This is a genomic window from Chryseobacterium sp. MMS23-Vi53 (genome assembly GCF_047651245.1).
Lineage (GTDB): Bacteria > Bacteroidota > Bacteroidia > Flavobacteriales > Weeksellaceae > Chryseobacterium.
The window spans coordinates 4,515,931-4,532,882 of record NZ_CP180265.1 but is presented as its reverse complement, the minus strand read 5'-3'; the positions used below and the strand labels follow the sequence as shown (position 1 = coordinate 4,532,882).

Sequence of the window (16,952 nt, the reverse complement as noted above, 5' to 3'; positions counted from 1 at the left end):
TTTATTACATAATTAATCCCTAGCATAAAATACCTTCATCATACACAAAGTTAAGAAATAAGCAATGGAATACATGGTGAAAATCAAACCGCATTCGGTGAAATCCAAACAGAAAAATTTACCGTTAATTACGATTTTTTGGATAGACAGAGACAATATTACTTACCGGAGTCAAGAAAGCGTATGAGTCCATACACATTATTGTTAATGGTTTTCATATTTTCCATGAGCGGCATGTAATACTGATAATTGCTGTTTAAAATTCCTTTATTGGAGTCTCGGTTAGAATAATCTGTTTCTAAATTGTCGGGATCGTTATCCTGATATTTGAACCAGTGCCAACCGACACATCCTTTGCTTTTTAGTAATTCAATAATGAAATTCTGATAGAAATACCCTCTGTCTTTCTGAGTCGGCACATTCCAGCCTGCACCTGTTTTATTCGGTAATCCGGAATCTTCTCCTTTAGTGTAAAATTCAGTAATAATGAAAGGTTTGCCAGACCAAGTTATCCAATTCGAAAGAACGGGCTGCTCCGGTTCCCATTTTCTGTAATGATTAATTGAAATCACGTCCATATATTTTCCTGCCACTTCAAATATTTTCGGGTTGTCCAATTCATCCAGTTCCTGATTGAATCTGCACCCTAAATACATATGATTGCTGTCGTATTTTTTAATGGCAGCAGTTACTTTTTTCATATAGGTCTCAAAGTAAAAACCTGTGAATTCCAGTCGGTCCTGGTCTGTGATATCATCTATGGAAGCGTTTTTATTTTTTCTGTTGTCCAGCCATTTTTTGGCAGCAATATAACCTGCTTCCTCTTTTCCTAAATTTTTCAAATGTCTGTCCAAAGCATCATCTACCCAGGGTAATTCGTTATCGGTGAAGTATCCCAGCAAATATTTATCATTTTTATATTTCTGAATTTTGGAAATCTCTGTTTCGACATAGGTATCAAATTCAGGATCAAATACCATAGCCAGATCATACCGGAAACCCTGCCAGCCGGTCTGTTCGTATTTTCCGTTGAACTTTTTTAAATGCTGAGCTTTGTACGCACCCATCGGACTTACAATGACTGTATAAACCAATGGGTTTTTAGCCTCGCGGATGACATCAACACTCGACCAAGCTCCAGCGCCGTTAAAACCATTTTCCTTTAAAAATCCAGATTCTTCCGAAATCCAATTTTTACGCGTTTTATATTTTGCAGCGAATTTTTTTCCTGATTTTTGGATGTCCCCGGACTTAAAACCGCAACACCTTTGTGAATAAACGGATAACCTTCCGGATCGATAATCCACCAACGGCTATCTCTTTTTTCGGTCCTGAAGAATCCCGTTGCTTTTGTTTTAAAAGTTATCCATGATCCATACGCATTGGTTTTCGGATCTTTTGAGACATTAAACCCCTGAAGCTTGTCAATGGTTTTCGCAGTATATCCTTTCCAGATAGAATCTTCTGCATTTTTCCTTGCCATTACTTCATAATAATCGGCTTTAGAAAAACCTGAAATTTTGTGAGGCGCCGAATTTTGTGCCTGAACTACATCTGCATTTGATAATGCTAATAATACAGCTAGAAAGCCTGTCCTGAAAATAGTCTTGAGTTTACTTTTCACAATAATTATTTTATTAATTAAAGTTCAAAGTTGAAGTTCTTCTTATAGTTTTCAGGCTTTAAATATGCTGAAATAAGGGTTAATTTGTGTTTTAACCCTTATTAAATAAGATATTTTTATTTTAATTCAAACTCGGTTTCCAAAACCTGATCAGAATTTGTCCCGACAAATACTTTAAATGTTCCAGGCTCGATGAGATAATTGCCTTCATTATCATAGTAACCAAGATCTTCTTTATTCAGTGTGAAATTGATGGTTTTTTGCTGTCCTTTTTTGAAATCAACCAATTCAAATCCTTTTAATTCTTTTACAGGTCTTACAAGCGTTCCGGAAACATCCCTGATATAAAGCTGTACAACTTCTTTTCCGTCATAATTCCCTGAATTTGTAACAGAAACCGAAACTTTTACAGGTTCTCCGATGGCAAATGAATTTTTATTTAATTTTAAATCTTTATACTCGAATTTTGTATAGCTTAATCCATAGCCAAAAGGATAAAGCGGAGTCTTCTCTACATCGGAATAATGCGACCAGAATACATTATCATCAACATTTGTGGGTCTTCCTGTACTGAAATTGTTATAGTAAATTGGAACCTGACCCACATTTCTCGGAAACGAAATTGGTAATTTTCCACTTGGATTGTAATCGCCGTAAAGCACCTGTGCAATGGCATTTCCGCTTTGTGTACCCAATTGCCATGCTTCTACAATGGTTGGAATGTGATCGTTTGCCCATTGAATCGCCAACGGACGACCATTGTTGAGAACCAAAACAATATTTTTGTTCACTTTATAAACTTCCTCCAGTAACTGTTGCTGGTTTCCCGGTAAATCCAGGTTGGTTCTGCTTCGTCCTTCACCACTCTGAAAGCCGTGTTCACCCAAAACCATGACAACGACATCTGCGTTTTTTGCAACATTTATAGCTTCTTCAAATCCACTTCTGTCGGTGGTGTTGAATTCGAGCTCTTTTACAAAAGTGGTCTTTCCAATCGTTACATCTGTTCCTTTTGCATAGGTAACACTGTTGTTATACTGTTTCATACCTTCCAAAACAGATACAGCAGTACCGTCATCGGCAGCTATTCTCCAGCTTCCGAGCGGACTGGTTTTATCACTTGCCAAAGCTCCGATCAAAGCTATTTTCTGTCCCGATTTTTTAAGGGGAAGCAGATTTCTTTCGTTTTTTAATAAAACAATTGATTTTTTGGCCATATCCAGAACTCCGTCATTGTTATATTTACTTCCTATAACTTCCTTCTCTCTTTTCTCGTCGCAATATTTGTAAGGATTATCAAATAAACCCAATTCAAATTTAACTCTGAGGATTCTTCTTACCGCATCATCAATAACTGAAACATCAACTTTTTTATCGTTCACAAGCTTAGCCAGCTCCTGTACATACAGATAAGATTCCATATCCATGTCGGAACCTGCAATGGCAGCTCTTTCTGCCGCTTCTGAACCATTTTTGGCATATCCGTGAGCAATCATTTCCTTGATAGAAGCCCAATCTGACACAACAAACCCATTAAAATTCCATTTGTTTTTCAGAATATCTCTCAAAAGAAATTTATTTCCCGTTGCAGGAGTTCCGTTGAGGGTATTAAAAGCATTCATAAACGTTCTTGCTCCGGCCTCGGCTGCAGCTTTAAAAGGAGGCAAAACGGTGTTGTATAATTTTGAATTGCTCATATCAACAATATTATATTCCCTTCCGGATTCAACAAAACCGTATCCTGCAAAATGCTTGGCACAGGCTGCGATGGTATTGACTGCCGATAGATTGTCTCCCTGAAATCCTTTCACCCTTGCCACTGCAATTTTACTTCCCAGAAAGGGATCTTCTCCGGCACCTTCCATCACTCTTCCCCATCTTGCATCGTTTGAAATATCTACGTTGGGAGCAAAAGTCCAGTTGATACCGGATGCGGAAGCTTCACTTGCAGCAATGGCTGCCGATTTTTTAATAGCATCCAGATCCCAGCTTGCAGCTTCTGCCAATGGAATCGGACTTAATGTTTTGTAACCGTGAATCACATCAAAGCCAATAATCAAGGGAATTCCCAATCTTGTTTTTTCGACAGCAATTTTTTGCACTTCGCGTACCTGCTTTACTCCACGCACATTGAGTAACGATCCGACCCAGCCTTTGCTGAGATGATCATACTTCAGCTTCGATGAGCCTTCTTTCGGCGCTGGTCCAGTAACTTCCCAAAAACCATTATACTGATTCATCTGACCTACTTTTTCTTCCAGTGTCATTTGATTCATCAGAAGTGTGATGCGTTCTTCTATGGTCTTTTTATTATCTAAATATGGTTTGGTCTGTGCATGAATAAAAGCTATGCCCAATACCGCAATACAAAAAGTTATTTTTTTTCTCATGCTATAAAGTTGGAATTAATAAAAACCCTGAAGGTATTCTTCAAGGCTTTATGTTACAGATTTAGTTTACAGTTAAATAAATATCATCTATATAATAATCGAAAGAGTTTGCAGCGGCAGTATAATCACTGTCATCGGTCCTTATCGTAAATTGCTTAATACTGGATTTTGCAGCAGCAACTGTAGATAAACTTTCTGCAGTACCATCTTTCAAAAGGTCGGAAAACGGAATGACCAGCTCATGCCATTGTCCGTCCCAAAGCATTCCGTACTTCGGAAGACTAGGCTTTAAAGTTACCCAAAAATTTCCGGAATTTGTATTCAGTCTTATTCTTACATTTCTTGCAGTGTTGGATTTCACAGCTATATTCAGATAATTGTAGGCAGAAGCATTGTATGGCGATGTTGTAAGATCCATGTGCGACAAGGCGTATCCTGTCTGAGGACTGCCATTTCCGGTAGGATCGAAATGATAGAATAAACATTTTGTGCCGTGATTGGTATTGGTGGTTTGAACTGTTATTGCCATATTTCCTGCATTTACAGGAGGTATAATCCCCGCATTGGTACTTGTAATGCTTTTTTCGGTGAAGATTCCCACACCATTTATTGGCGGTGGCGGAACACTTACTTTTACATTTACTTTATCAAGAAGAGTTTTAGCTCCTGTAAAGAAAAGTCGGATTGTATTTAATCCTTGTGGTAAACTTATTCCTGTGATCGTTTTGCTTATAAAAGCTGTAGGTCCGCTTGTGGCGAAGCTCCCGGTTTGTCCGATATCAGTTGTTGCGCCTGTACTTTGGTTCATCTGCTGTAGCTTGATAGATGCACCTCCTGAAGTATCAGCCGAAGCAACCTTGAATTCAAAATCATAATTTCCCGCAGTGGGAACATTTATTGTATAATTCGCCCACTCCCCGTTTTGCGTGTAGTTGATGAAAGTAGCTGCAGATGCAACCTGGATATCAACTCCGTCGTCGGTTCTGTACTGTGCACTTCCGTTTTGTACCGCCAGGTTTTGAGCTTCGGTATCATGATAAGCTACACCTTCACCTCCCAGATTATAATTTTCTGCTTCGATCGTACCGGGAATTACTACAGCGGTTCCGTTGTAGGGTTGTGGCGCATCTATTCCTTTCACAACGATACTGAAAGTTTTGGTTTCTACGGAGTTATCAATATATTTCACAACAAGTTTTGCTTCGTAAGTTCCTGGTGTGCTGTACGCCACTGTGACATTAGGATTAATGGATGAGGATGGATTTCCTCCTGCGAACGTCCAGGTTGTCGTTACAGACTTAAAAGATTTGCTTGTAAAATCTACATTTCCCCCAAAATTGACAGTCGTAGCAGAAGCAGAAGCCTCAGTGTAAGGTTTGTCGTATAATGTTACTTCCCTCAGCTCCTCCCTTTCACAAGACTGGAAAGACAGAGCCATAAATAATATTAAAAGCATGCCTTTCAAAAAGTAAGTAATCTTTAAATTCATAGCTTAGTTGGTTTTTAGGTTTTATTGTTTTTTCCCGAAACAAATTTTTAAATAAAACGCTACAACAAAGGTTCTGAAAATTTTTGTTTGGGGGTATAAATGTACTTTTTAAAATTTAATGTATTTTAATTATTATTTTTCGTTGATTCATTCACTCTAAAGTAATTTTTTTTATTTTAAGCTTTTTAATATTAAAATTATGTAAATTTTCATTATACAAAAAAAGAGTATTGATTTTCAGATTTTTAACTAAAAAATACATTTTCACGGCTTTTATATCGGGTACGTTTTTACCCCTAAAAAAATATATTTAAGCAAGTTGAGTTGCTTTTGTGAAATTATATTTGCTTCGTTTAATCAACATTTAATATGAAAGAAAAAGTAGTCGTCATTACCGGAGCATTAGGCGTATTGTGCAGGGTACTTGCCGTAGGATTAGCAGAAAAGGGATATAAAATAGCTCTTCTTGCCAGAAAAATGGATGAAGCCGAAGAACTCGCTTCAAAAATTACAGCTTCGGGAGGAACTGCTTTTGCATTTAAAGCAGATGTTTTAAAAAAAACAACTTTAGAAGAGGCGAGATTGCAGATCAATGAAAAATTAGGAAGCTGCGATATCTTAATCAACGGAGCCGGAGGAAATCATCCGTCAGGAACAACTTCCAATTCTTATTTATCTGAAGAAGATCTTAGTAATGACAACGAAAATCTTACAACATTTTTTGATCTGGATACGAAAGGAATTCAATATGTTTTTGACCTCAACTTTCTCGGAACCTTGCTTCCTACCCAAATTTTTGCTAAAGATATGATCGGAAAACAGGGTTGCAGCGTCCTGAATATTTCTTCGATGAGCTCTTTCTCACCTCTTACAAAAATTCCTGCATACAGTGGAGCTAAAGCGGCAGTTTCTAATTTTACGCAGTGGCTTGCCGTACATTTTTCGAAAGCCGGAATTCGTGTGAATGCAATTGCACCCGGATTTTTCCTGACCAACCAAAACAGGAATCTGCTTCTCACGGAAAGCGGAGATTTAACGCAACGTGGGCATGATATTATTAACCAAACCCCAATGAAAAGATTCGGGCAGCCGGAAGATTTGCTTGGTATCACATTATTTCTATGTGATGACGCGTCCTCATTCGTGACTGGAGTGATCATCCCTGTGGACGGAGGTTTTAATGCATTCAGCGGAGTTTAAAAAAATTAGAATATGGAACAATCATGGCGTTGGTACGGGCCAAATGATCCCGTAAGTTTATCAGATATCAGGCAGGCAGGAGCAACAAGCGTTGTTACTGCGCTCCACCATATTTCAAATGGTTCTGTCTGGAGCAATGAAGAAATTATTGTAAGAAAAAGAATAATAGAAGATGCCGGATTATCCTGGAAAGTTGTTGAAAGCGTTCCGGTGCACGAAAATATAAAAACCCGCTCCGGAAACCTTAACCTTTATATTGAAAATTATAAAGAGAGTATTAAAAATCTTGCAAACTGTGGTATTAATATTATTTGTTTCAATTTCATGCCGGTTTTGGACTGGACCCGGACCGATTTGGAATATATCTTGGAAGATGGTTCTAAAGCCTTGCGCTTTGACATCATTGCTTTTGCCGCTTTCGAATTGTTTTTGCTGAAAAGACCAGGCGCAGAATCGCAATATTCTGAAAACATGAAAAAGGAAGCAAAAAATTATCTGGATAAGCTTTCTGAAGAGCAAAAAAATACTCTTATTAAAAATATAATTGCAGGATTGCCCGGTGCGGAAGAAGGATACTCTCTAGATCAATTTCAGGATATTTTAAATACTTATGCAACGATAGATGACAAAAAATTAAGAGAAAATTTGGTTTTATTTTTAAAAGAAATCATTCCTGTTGCTGCTGAAAATGATGTCCTGATGTGCATTCATCCGGATGATCCTCCTTTCCCGATTCTTGGACTTCCCAGAGTGGTAAGCACGGAAGAGGATTTTGCGTATTTATTTTCTGAAGTCCCTCATATTTCAAACGGAATTACTTTTTGTACAGGTTCTTTAGGCGTACGATCAGACAATAATCTGGTGAGGATTTTTAAAAGATTTTCCGAAAGAGTGCATTTTTTACACCTTAGAAGTACCCAAAGAGATTCTCAGGGAAATTTTTACGAAGCCAATCATCTGGAAGGCGATGTAGACATGTACAGCATTGTAAAAGAAATCATTACGGAAGAAAAAAGAAGAAAAAATACCGGCAGAAAAGATTTTTCGATTCCAATGCGTCCTGATCACGGGCATCAGATGCTCGACGATTTATCCAAAAAAACAAACCCCGGATATTCCGCAATCGGCAGACTAAGAGGTATTGCAGAGCTCCGCGGTTTGGAAATAGGAATTGCAAGAAGTCTGTTTTAAAAACTAATAACTATGAATAATCATCTATCCATCGTTTTTAAAATATTCAAAAAACAGTATGCAATCTGCATGCTCTTTTTACTGAGCTTCAGCTTTTTATGGCCTCAGGAAACTGTTTTGAACTTTAATCAGATTCATAATGATGACGAGTTTTCGCCCAGCATGATTTCCAGTATGATCCAAAGTAGTCAGGGTTTTATCTGGATTGGGACAGAAAATGGACTTTTCCGGTATGACGGGTACAATTTTAACCGGTATGCAAGAGATAAACAGACAACGGGAAATCTCAGCAATAATCATATTAACGTAATTTTTGAGGATACCGCTAAAAATCTTTGGATAGGAACCAATCATGGCGTCAATTTTTTTGATAAAAATGCCAATAACTTTCAGTCAATTGATATTTCTAAAGACAAAGGAGGCCGAAATTACATCAGCTCTTTTGTAGAAGATAATCAGAAAAACCTGTGGACAGGGACTTTTGGAGGTTTAAAAAAATTAAACAAAACCACCCGAAAGCTTGAAAGCATAAGCAGCGAAATGGATAAAATCCGTGTCCTTTCTTTATTCTTCGATAAAAAATATGGCCTTTTTATCGGCTGTTCAACTGGCTTAAAATGCTTCGACCCACAGAATTTAAGACAAAAAGCACTTCCAAAAATCATGTCTGAAAATTCAGAATTTTTGAAATCCAAAATCAAAAAGATTCTGCGAACTCAAAACGGCGATCTATGGTTTGGAACAGAGACATCCGGTGCTTTTCTGTATTCTGCAAAGGATAATTCTCTGACGCAATATAAATTTAATGCCAATGACCTAACCTCTATTTCTTCCAACTGGATCAGCGATATTGTGCAGTGGGATGAAAACTACATCTGGTTTGCCACAAAAGACGGTCTCAGTATTTTTGATAATCATAGAAAAATATTCACCAGAGTAAAGCATAATCCGCAAAATAATTTTGGACTTAGCGATAATGATTTAAAATGTTTCTTAAAAGATCAAACCCAATCTGTCTGGATAGGAACAGCAATAGGCGGAATCAATTTTTACAACAGGGCTAATTTAAATTTCACAAAAATTTCTGAATCTTCCAACGGAAGTTTCGGATTAAACAATTCTTCTGCAAGTGCGATTTTAAAAGAAAACGACCATGCTATGTGGGTAGGAACCAATGGTGGCGGACTTAATTATTTAGACATCACCAATAAAATTTCACAATACTACTCCATCGGAAGCAATGATGATAAAAATTTAAGAAACATTATCACTTCATTGGTAGAGAAAGATAGAAGCACACTTCTGTGCGGAACTTTTAAAGGGTTGTATCAATTTAATAAAAATTCAAAGCAATTTTCTCAAATCCCATTGAATACGGAGAATTCTCAGGATGATGAAAGACCGATAACTTCTTTGCTGGTTGACGGTTCTGATATTTGGATAGGAACCAACGGAAATGGTCTGAAAAAAATAACTTCTGATGGAAAAATTTTAACATACAAGCACAGCAATTCCGGCAATTCCCTTTCCGATAATTTTGTAATGGCATTGGAAAACAGGGAAAACGGCATCTGGATCACCACGCAGAACGGACTGAACTACTTTGACAAAAAGCTTAATAAAATAACTAAAATCTTTAACGCAAAAAATTCAAAGCCACTTGATAATAACAGCCTTACCGTGATGTTTACAGATTCCAAGAAGAGACTCTGGATAGGCGCAGATTATGATGGCTTATATTATCTGAACGAATCTAATGATAAGTTTTTTTTCTTAAACAAAAGCAAAGGCTTAACCGATGCGACCATAAAAAGCATTACGGAAGATTCGCAGGGCAATCTCTGGGTAAGCGCAGAGGATTTTCTATATAAAATAAAAATTAAAAACAATGGCAGGTTTTTAAAAGATTCTGATTTTCAGATCACCAGATATTCTTCTGATAACGGCATTTCTGTAAAACAATTTCTTTACAATGCCGGTATGAAACTGAATGACCGTCTTCTTGTTTTCGGGTCGTCTAAAGGAATATTACTTTGCAATCCTGAAAAAATTATAAAAACAAATAATGCCAATAAAACGGTACTCACAAAACTTATTGTCAACAACGAAACCATAGAAGCCGATGACAAAAACGATATCCTAAAAAAAACAATTTCAGAAGTCGAAGAAATTAAGATCAATTATGATCAGGGATATATCGCGTTAGAATTCAGCAACCTCAATTTTATTAATCCTCAGAAAAGCAGATACGCGTACAAGCTCAGCAAATCCCAAGATGAAGACGAATGGCATCTTATAGGAACCCAAAACAGAATCAACCTTTCCAATCTGGATTCCGGCACTTATACACTATCTATAAAATCCAACAACGGAGACGGAAACTGGAATACCTATATTAAAGAAGTCAAAATTGTCGTCCTGCCGCCGTGGTGGAGAACATGGTGGGCTTATTTGTCTTATTTAATACTTTTTGCGGGGGCAAACTATGCCGTGTATCGCTTCATACAGGAGAGAATAAAGCAAAGAAGAGAAAAATTCCTGGAGCAGATGGAAAATGAGCAGAAGCAGGAAATCTTAACAACCCAGATCAACTTTTTCACTAATATTTCTCATGAGATCAGAACGCCTTTAACGCTTATTAAAGGTCCGGTAGAAGAACTATTGTCATTAGAAAACGATGAAAAAACAACTTACAAATTAAAAACCATAAAGCAAAATTCTGACCGTTTACTGAAGCTTGTGAATGAACTGCTGGATTTCAGGAAAGCAGAAAAAGGCTACATGAAAATCTATTGCCAGAAGCAGGATGTGGTTTCTTTCTGTTTCGAAATATTCGAGTCTTATAAAGATCTCGCTGAGGAAAAGAATATAGAGTATAAGTTTGTTTTAAATTCCAACACCATTTTTGCTTATTTCGATAAAAACCAAATGGAAAAGGTTGTTTTCAATCTTCTTTCGAACGCCTTTAAATTCACAAAGAAAAACGGAAAAATTGTTTTTGCCGTAGAAAAAGGTTCACCTTCTGAAAATGCAGTTTTCATTAAGATAAAAGACAACGGAATCGGCATTCCTGCCAACAGCAAGCACAGTGTTTTCGACAGATTTTTCCAGGTGGATGACCGAGGAGTTCACAATATGGGAAGCGGTGTGGGACTTGCGCTTTCAAAAAATATTGTGGAGCTTCATCATGGTGAAATTTCAACGCCGGACGAAGAAGGCTCATGGGCAAAAACGGTGTTCCAGATTAAGCTGCAACTTGGAAAAAAACATCTTAGAGAAGAGCAGATTGTTGAAAATTCGGCTTCCGAAAATCCTAAGCAGATGCTGATCGACACAGAAAATTCTGCCCCAGAAGAATCCAAATTGTTTGAATATGAAGATGAAGATACGTCCGATCCGGATAAAAAGACCATTATGCTCGTGGAAGACAATGAAGAGATGCGAAACTTCATCATCAGCATACTTTCCGAAGAATACAATATGATTGAATTTGCTGAAGCTAAAGAAGCCATCATTTTTCTTGAAAAAGAAATTCCGGATCTTGTCATCAGCGACGTTATGATGCCCGAAATGGACGGGATAGAATTTTGTAAATACATCAAAACCACAGAAGGGACCAATCATATTCCGGTCATACTTCTTACTGCAAAAGCATCCACAGACAACAAGATAGACGGTCTTTCCAACGGTGCAGATGCGTATATTACCAAACCATTTAATATCAAAGAATTAAAATTAAATATCGCCAATATTTTATCTTCAAAAGAAATTCTGAGGTTAAAATACAGTGGAAATTTCATCCTGAATTCCGATTCGAACAAGTTGAAAACACCGGAAGAGCTTTTTATTAAAAAACTGATGCGCATCATAGAAGAAAATCTTGAAAACCCTGATTTTGATGTGAATATGCTTGTAGATAAAATCGGGATGAGCAGAACGATCCTTTACAAAAAGGTAAATACGCTTACCAATCATTCTGTTGCCAATCTTATCAAAAATCTAAGACTGAAAAAAGCGGCTCATATCATTCTTACCACAACCCATCCTATTTCTGAAGTTGCATTTATGGTTGGCTTTAATGATAGGAAACACTTCAGCAAGGAGTTCAAAAAAGTATATAAAGTATCTCCGACAGCGTACAAAAACGAAACAGAATCGGGCGAAATAAACTGATTTTAAGGTCTTTTTTACATTAATTTTATCTTAATCAAATATTTAAACTAAACACAAAATCCTGTATAACAAATACTTACATTTAAAAACACGTTTTACACCCCCAAAACGAATATATTTCTCCTCCGATATAATCTTTATAAAACATATTTGTAATTGTAGAGACTAAACAAACAGACTTAAAACAAACTAACGAAACCAGCCTAATAATTATGAAGAAAATAAAAGAGTGTATCGTAGGAAAAAAATCATCTTTTGGGATAAAACTTTTTATTGTTTTATTCATTTTTATTTTTTCAATTAAAGCCAATGCTCAGGAAAAAAATATCTCCGGTAAAATAACAGACATTTCCGGCGCACCATTATCTGAAGTAACGGTGACAGTGAAAGAAACCAAAGCAACAGCATCTTCTGATAAGGAAGGAAACTATATCATTCAGGCTTCGCCCCGCCAAACACTGGTTTTTTCCTTTTTGGGTATGAAAAACCAGTCTGTTGCTGTAAAAAATCAAACCTCTATTAATATAAAATTAGAAGAGGAAGAAACGAAGCAGAAAGATATAGAACAGGTCGTAATCATAGGTTACGGAACAAAAAAGAAAAGCGATGTTATAAGCTCTGTCGTAAAAGTGAAGGCAGAAGATCTTACAAAGGTCGCCACTTCCGACATTGGAGAAATGCTGAGAGGTAAAGCAGCCGGTGTACAGGTAACTCTTGCCAACGGTGCACCGGGAAGCTCATCGAATATACAGATTCGCGGACAGCGTTCTATTTCGGGAGGAAACAACCCTATCGTAATTGTCGACGGAGTAAGAGTGGGCAGCATCAACGACGTGAATGCCAATGATATAGAATCTATGGAAGTGCTTAAAGATGCGGCAGCACAATCTATTTACGGAGCAAGAGCATCAAACGGAGTTATTTTAATTACAACCAAAAGAGGTAAAGATGGAAAAGCAAGAGTTTCTTATTCGGGATTTTCTGGTTTTCAGACCATCAATAGAAATTTTGACATCTACAGCGGTGATGAATTTGTACAATTGAAAAGAGAAGCTTTCAGAACCAACAACAACGGCGTTTACAGACCAGATGCAGAGATTTTTTCTGCACTCGAGCTGGAAAGCCTGCAAAGCGGAAAATATATCGACTGGGAAAAACTGGTTCTCAGAACGGGAGAAACGCAGAATCACGCTCTTAATATTTCTTCGGGAAACGATAAATTCAGCATTTTCAGCAGTTTAAATTATATCAATACGAAAGGGGTTATTCCCAATTCGGATTACAACAAAACAGGAGTCCGCATTAATGTAGATCAAAAAATAAATAATTGGATAAAAATAGGTTTCAATACCTCTTTTCAGTTTTCGGAGGCTAATAATCCCAATACAGATAATGTAATTCTCAGCTCAATTACCACATCGCCTTTGGGAAGAGTGTATAATGATGACGGCAGCCTGCGTCTGCTACCGGGAGGTTTTGCAGAAAATAAAAACCCATTAATAGATCTGTACGAAACGACCAATTTTGTTCAGAACAGAAACGACATTCTCAATGCATTTTTAGACATCACTCCTTTTACGGGCTTCAGATACAGACTCAATGCCAGCAGAAGATCATGGAATTATAAAAGAAAATCGTACAATACGACAAAGTCGATTTCCGGAATTGCAAATAATGGACTGGGAAGCGGAAGTATACAGTTTCAGGATGAAACAGAATGGCAGATCGAAAATATTTTCACTTATAATTTTAATCTTGCGGAGAAAAATCATTTTGGAGCAACCGTTGTACAAAGTATATCGCAGACGAAAAATAATAACTTTCAAAACGCTTCACAAAATATTCCAAATGATATCCTAGGCATCAACGGTTTAGAATCGGCACTTTTGAATACACCTACAATATCCGAATATAAAAGAGGAATTGTCTCTGCCGTAGGTCGACTGGAATATGATTATGATGGCAAATATTACTTCACAATTGCAGGCAGAATGGACGGCTCCACCGTATTCGGGAAAAACAACAAGTGGGCATTTTTCCCTTCAGCCAATCTGGGTTGGAATGTACACAAAGAAAATTTCATGCAAAATCTAAAGCAGATCAATAATCTAAAACTAAGATTCAGTTACGGTAGTGTCGGAAACGAAGCCATTTCTCCGGGACTGAGCCAAAGTGTAGCCGACCAAAGCAATTATGTAATCGGAGGTACCCAAGTTTCGGGATATATTCCCGGTCCTACGTTACCTAATCCAAACTTGAAATGGGAAACCTCAACGACATTCAATTCTGCGGTAGATTTGGGCTTGTTTAAAGACAGAATTACCACAACGGTAGAATATTATATTACAAGAACAAAAAATTTACTCGTTCAGGAGCAACTGGATCAGTCTTCAGGGTATACCAACAGATGGAGCAATATTGGCGAGGTTGAAAATAAAGGTTTTGAAGCTACTTTAAATGCAGATGTTATCAGGAAAAAAGATTTTAAATTTAAAATCGGACTTTCTTTTACTAAAAACCAAAATAAGATCATCAGCCTATACGGAAGAGATGCGAATGGTGACGGTATAGAAGATGATGATGTTTTAAATAAGAGATTCATTGGGCAGCCTATTAACGTGTATTATCAGTATCAGGTTGCGGGTATTTTCCAACAAGGTGAAGATATTGTAAATTCCGCCCAACCACTGGCAATGCCGGGAGACATCAAATTAAGAGACATTAACGGAGACGGTGTTATCAATGATAAGGACAGAGTTATTACTTCCCAGACTCCGGACTGGTACGGATCATTAAATGTAGGTCTGGAATACAAAGGCTTTGATCTTTCTGCAGACTTTTACACGGTACAGGGTATTATAAAAGATAATCCTTTCTTATATGGCTATACAGAAGGCGGTTCTCTGAGAGGAATTAAAAATGGTATTAAACAAGATTACTGGACACCGGAAAACCCGGGAGGAAACTTCCCTAGACCAAGTGAAGGAAACGACCCAAGCAATATTTATAATATGGGACTGCAGGATGCTTCTTACTTCAGGTTACAAAATTTAACGTTCGGTTATTCTTTTACCAAGGATACAATTTCGAAAATCGGGCTTACCAATCTCAGAATTTTCCTTACAGGAAGCAATCTTTTTACCATCACAGATTATCAGTCGTACAGCCCGGAAAAAACACCGAAAGATTATCCGGAAGCAGTAACGGTAGTTGCGGGTATTAAATTAGGTTTTTAAAAAATTAAAAATATAAAATCAATTAAATCATGAAAAAAATACACTACGTCATCCTGTCAATGACTTTAGTTTTGATGACCATTATCTCATGTGAAAGATTTTTAGAAGAAAAAATTCTGGATCAGGTATCGGTAGATTATATCTACACTACACCGGAAGGTCTGGAAGTGGGCGTAAATGCATTATACAATAAGATGCGTATCTACAATGCCCCATCAGGCGACAATTCAAATTTGCAGGCCAATGTCTTTTTTTTAGCCGCTACAGATTTGGGGCTTCACAGAACGTGGTTTACACCTTACGGTGCTGCAGAACATACGCCTGCAAGATTTCCGAAAGATAAATGGGTGAATGCTTATAGAATCATAGACAGGGCTTCAGCCATTATCTCGAGCGCAAGAAAAGTACAGATGGACGAAACTGCCAAAAAGAAGCTTGTTGCACAGGCAAGAGTCATCAGAGGTGAGCTTTATCTGGATCTGATCCGTATGTATGGTCACATCATATTAGACACCGTTGCTACAACTGCAGAAAACATCGATGATCCCGTTAATTATGCTGCGGCTTCGGAAGACGCTGTATTTGGAGTAATCAATGCAGATCTTGATTATGCGGTAGAAAATCTAGACTGGCAGGTTCCCGCTGGAAGATACGGACAGGGAGCTGCAAGACACATCAGAGGTAAGGCAGCGATGTGGAGAAGCGACTGGCAAAAAGCAGCAGATGAATTCGGAGCCATTATTGCTAATCCTACACATGATTTGGTAAATTTAAATGAAGTCTTCGGCAACGATGTCAATCATAAAGAAGCCTTATTCGTATATCAGAGAAACCAGAGCCTTGGCCAGGGAGACGATCTGGCAGGTGGCGGAGGTTTCTGGCTGGGAAGCGTTTTTACTCAAAGATTGTATGAAAAACAGTCCGGCGCAAACCCAACAGCAGGAAATGAAGTAATACTGGATGTCAATTATGGAGGACAGTCTTTAGGATGGTTTTTTCCTAATAATTATTTAAAATCTCTTTACGATAAAGTGAATGATAAAAGATTTACGACCTATTACTGGCCGGAAAATTACACCTCGTATACTGTAAATAATCCTACTCATCCCAGATTCGGACTTCCGATTACACAACCGGAAGATAACTACAGAAGATTTCACTGGAGCTTAAAGAAATATGCAGATTTCCAGACAAAACTGGTTGGAACCGAGAATAGTTACAAAAGTTACATATACTACAGATATGCAGAAACATTATTACTCGCTTCTGAAGCCTATCACAATTTAGGAAACGATGCTTTGGCTTTAGAATACATGAACCGTGTACGAAGAAGAGGATACGGGCTAAATCCAAATTCTCCGTCTGCTTTCGACTTTACAACCTGGACACAGGAAACTTACCTTGAAGAATCTGCAAGAGAACTGGCATTTGAAAACGAACGTTGGTTTTTATTAAAAAGATTGGGAATTTTAGGTGAAAGAATTTCCCTTCACTACAGAAACGGAGACAATTCCAGCACCGAAGCCAATGATGCGGCCAATAGCCAGACTCCATGGCGACCACAATATGTAAACTGCCCGGTTCCGCAAAGCCAGATCGACATTATGGGAGCAAGCGCATCACAGTTTAATATTGGATATTAAAAATCA

At 37.6% G+C, this 16,952-nt stretch carries 9 protein-coding genes; 5 read left to right on the top strand and 4 right to left on the bottom strand.

Annotated elements, in window-relative coordinates:
- Window positions 1–158: 158 nt before the first annotated feature.
- From ACKX2A_RS20165 to ACKX2A_RS20150, 4 genes are all read right to left on the bottom strand, one after another.
- Window positions 159–1,094, bottom strand: a complete 936-nt coding sequence (locus ACKX2A_RS20165; protein WP_415326840.1) for a hypothetical protein — start codon at window positions 1,092–1,094, stop codon at window positions 159–161.
- Window positions 1,095–1,162: 68 nt separating this feature from the next.
- Complete coding sequence (locus tag ACKX2A_RS20160; RefSeq protein WP_415326839.1) at window positions 1,163–1,624, bottom strand: hypothetical protein; 462 nt, start codon at window positions 1,622–1,624, stop codon at window positions 1,163–1,165.
- A gap of 116 nt (window positions 1,625–1,740) precedes the next feature.
- A complete protein-coding gene (gene bglX / locus ACKX2A_RS20155; protein WP_415326838.1) occupies window positions 1,741–4,014 on the bottom strand; it encodes a beta-glucosidase BglX in 2,274 nt (757 codons plus the stop codon).
- Window positions 4,015–4,075: 61 nt separating this feature from the next.
- Window positions 4,076–5,503 (bottom strand): carbohydrate-binding protein, encoded by a 1,428-nt coding sequence (locus tag ACKX2A_RS20150; RefSeq protein ID WP_415326836.1) that lies wholly within the window; start codon window positions 5,501–5,503, stop codon window positions 4,076–4,078.
- 369 nt (window positions 5,504–5,872) lie between these two features.
- On the opposite strand from ACKX2A_RS20150, the gene ACKX2A_RS20145 reads away from it, so the two are divergent.
- The 5 genes from ACKX2A_RS20145 to ACKX2A_RS20125 all read left to right on the top strand — a co-directional run bounded on the left by ACKX2A_RS20145 (window position 5,873) and on the right by ACKX2A_RS20125 (window position 16,946).
- Window positions 5,873–6,703, top strand: coding sequence for an SDR family oxidoreductase (locus ACKX2A_RS20145; protein ID WP_415326835.1), 831 nt, complete (start codon window positions 5,873–5,875; stop codon window positions 6,701–6,703).
- A gap of 12 nt (window positions 6,704–6,715) precedes the next feature.
- Window positions 6,716–7,894, top strand: a complete 1,179-nt coding sequence (uxuA, locus tag ACKX2A_RS20140; RefSeq protein ID WP_415326833.1) for a mannonate dehydratase — start codon at window positions 6,716–6,718, stop codon at window positions 7,892–7,894.
- Between the two features lie 12 nt (window positions 7,895–7,906).
- Complete coding sequence (locus ACKX2A_RS20135) at window positions 7,907–12,067, top strand: two-component regulator propeller domain-containing protein (protein ID WP_415326832.1); 4,161 nt, start codon at window positions 7,907–7,909, stop codon at window positions 12,065–12,067.
- A 212-nt stretch (window positions 12,068–12,279) separates the two neighbouring features.
- Window positions 12,280–15,303 (top strand): SusC/RagA family TonB-linked outer membrane protein, encoded by a 3,024-nt coding sequence (locus ACKX2A_RS20130; RefSeq protein WP_415326831.1) that lies wholly within the window; start codon window positions 12,280–12,282, stop codon window positions 15,301–15,303.
- Window positions 15,304–15,332: 29 nt separating this feature from the next.
- Window positions 15,333–16,946, top strand: a complete 1,614-nt coding sequence (locus tag ACKX2A_RS20125) for a RagB/SusD family nutrient uptake outer membrane protein (RefSeq protein ID WP_415326830.1) — start codon at window positions 15,333–15,335, stop codon at window positions 16,944–16,946.
- Window positions 16,947–16,952 lie beyond the last annotated feature (6 nt).

Excerpts from the sequence above, each read along its gene's own strand:
- bglX (WP_415326838.1), bottom strand. The coding sequence starts at position 4,014 with ATGAGAAAAAAAATAACTTTTTGTATTGCGGTATTGGGCATAGCTTTT.
- ACKX2A_RS20130 (WP_415326831.1), top strand. The coding sequence starts at position 12,280 with ATGAAGAAAATAAAAGAGTGTATCGTAGGAAAAAAATCATCTTTTGGG.
- ACKX2A_RS20145 (WP_415326835.1), top strand. The coding sequence starts at position 5,873 with ATGAAAGAAAAAGTAGTCGTCATTACCGGAGCATTAGGCGTATTGTGC.
- ACKX2A_RS20135 (WP_415326832.1), top strand. The coding sequence starts at position 7,907 with ATGAATAATCATCTATCCATCGTTTTTAAAATATTCAAAAAACAGTAT.
- ACKX2A_RS20150 (WP_415326836.1), bottom strand. The coding sequence starts at position 5,503 with ATGAATTTAAAGATTACTTACTTTTTGAAAGGCATGCTTTTAATATTA.
- ACKX2A_RS20125 (WP_415326830.1), top strand. The coding sequence starts at position 15,333 with ATGAAAAAAATACACTACGTCATCCTGTCAATGACTTTAGTTTTGATG.
- uxuA (WP_415326833.1), top strand. The coding sequence starts at position 6,716 with ATGGAACAATCATGGCGTTGGTACGGGCCAAATGATCCCGTAAGTTTA.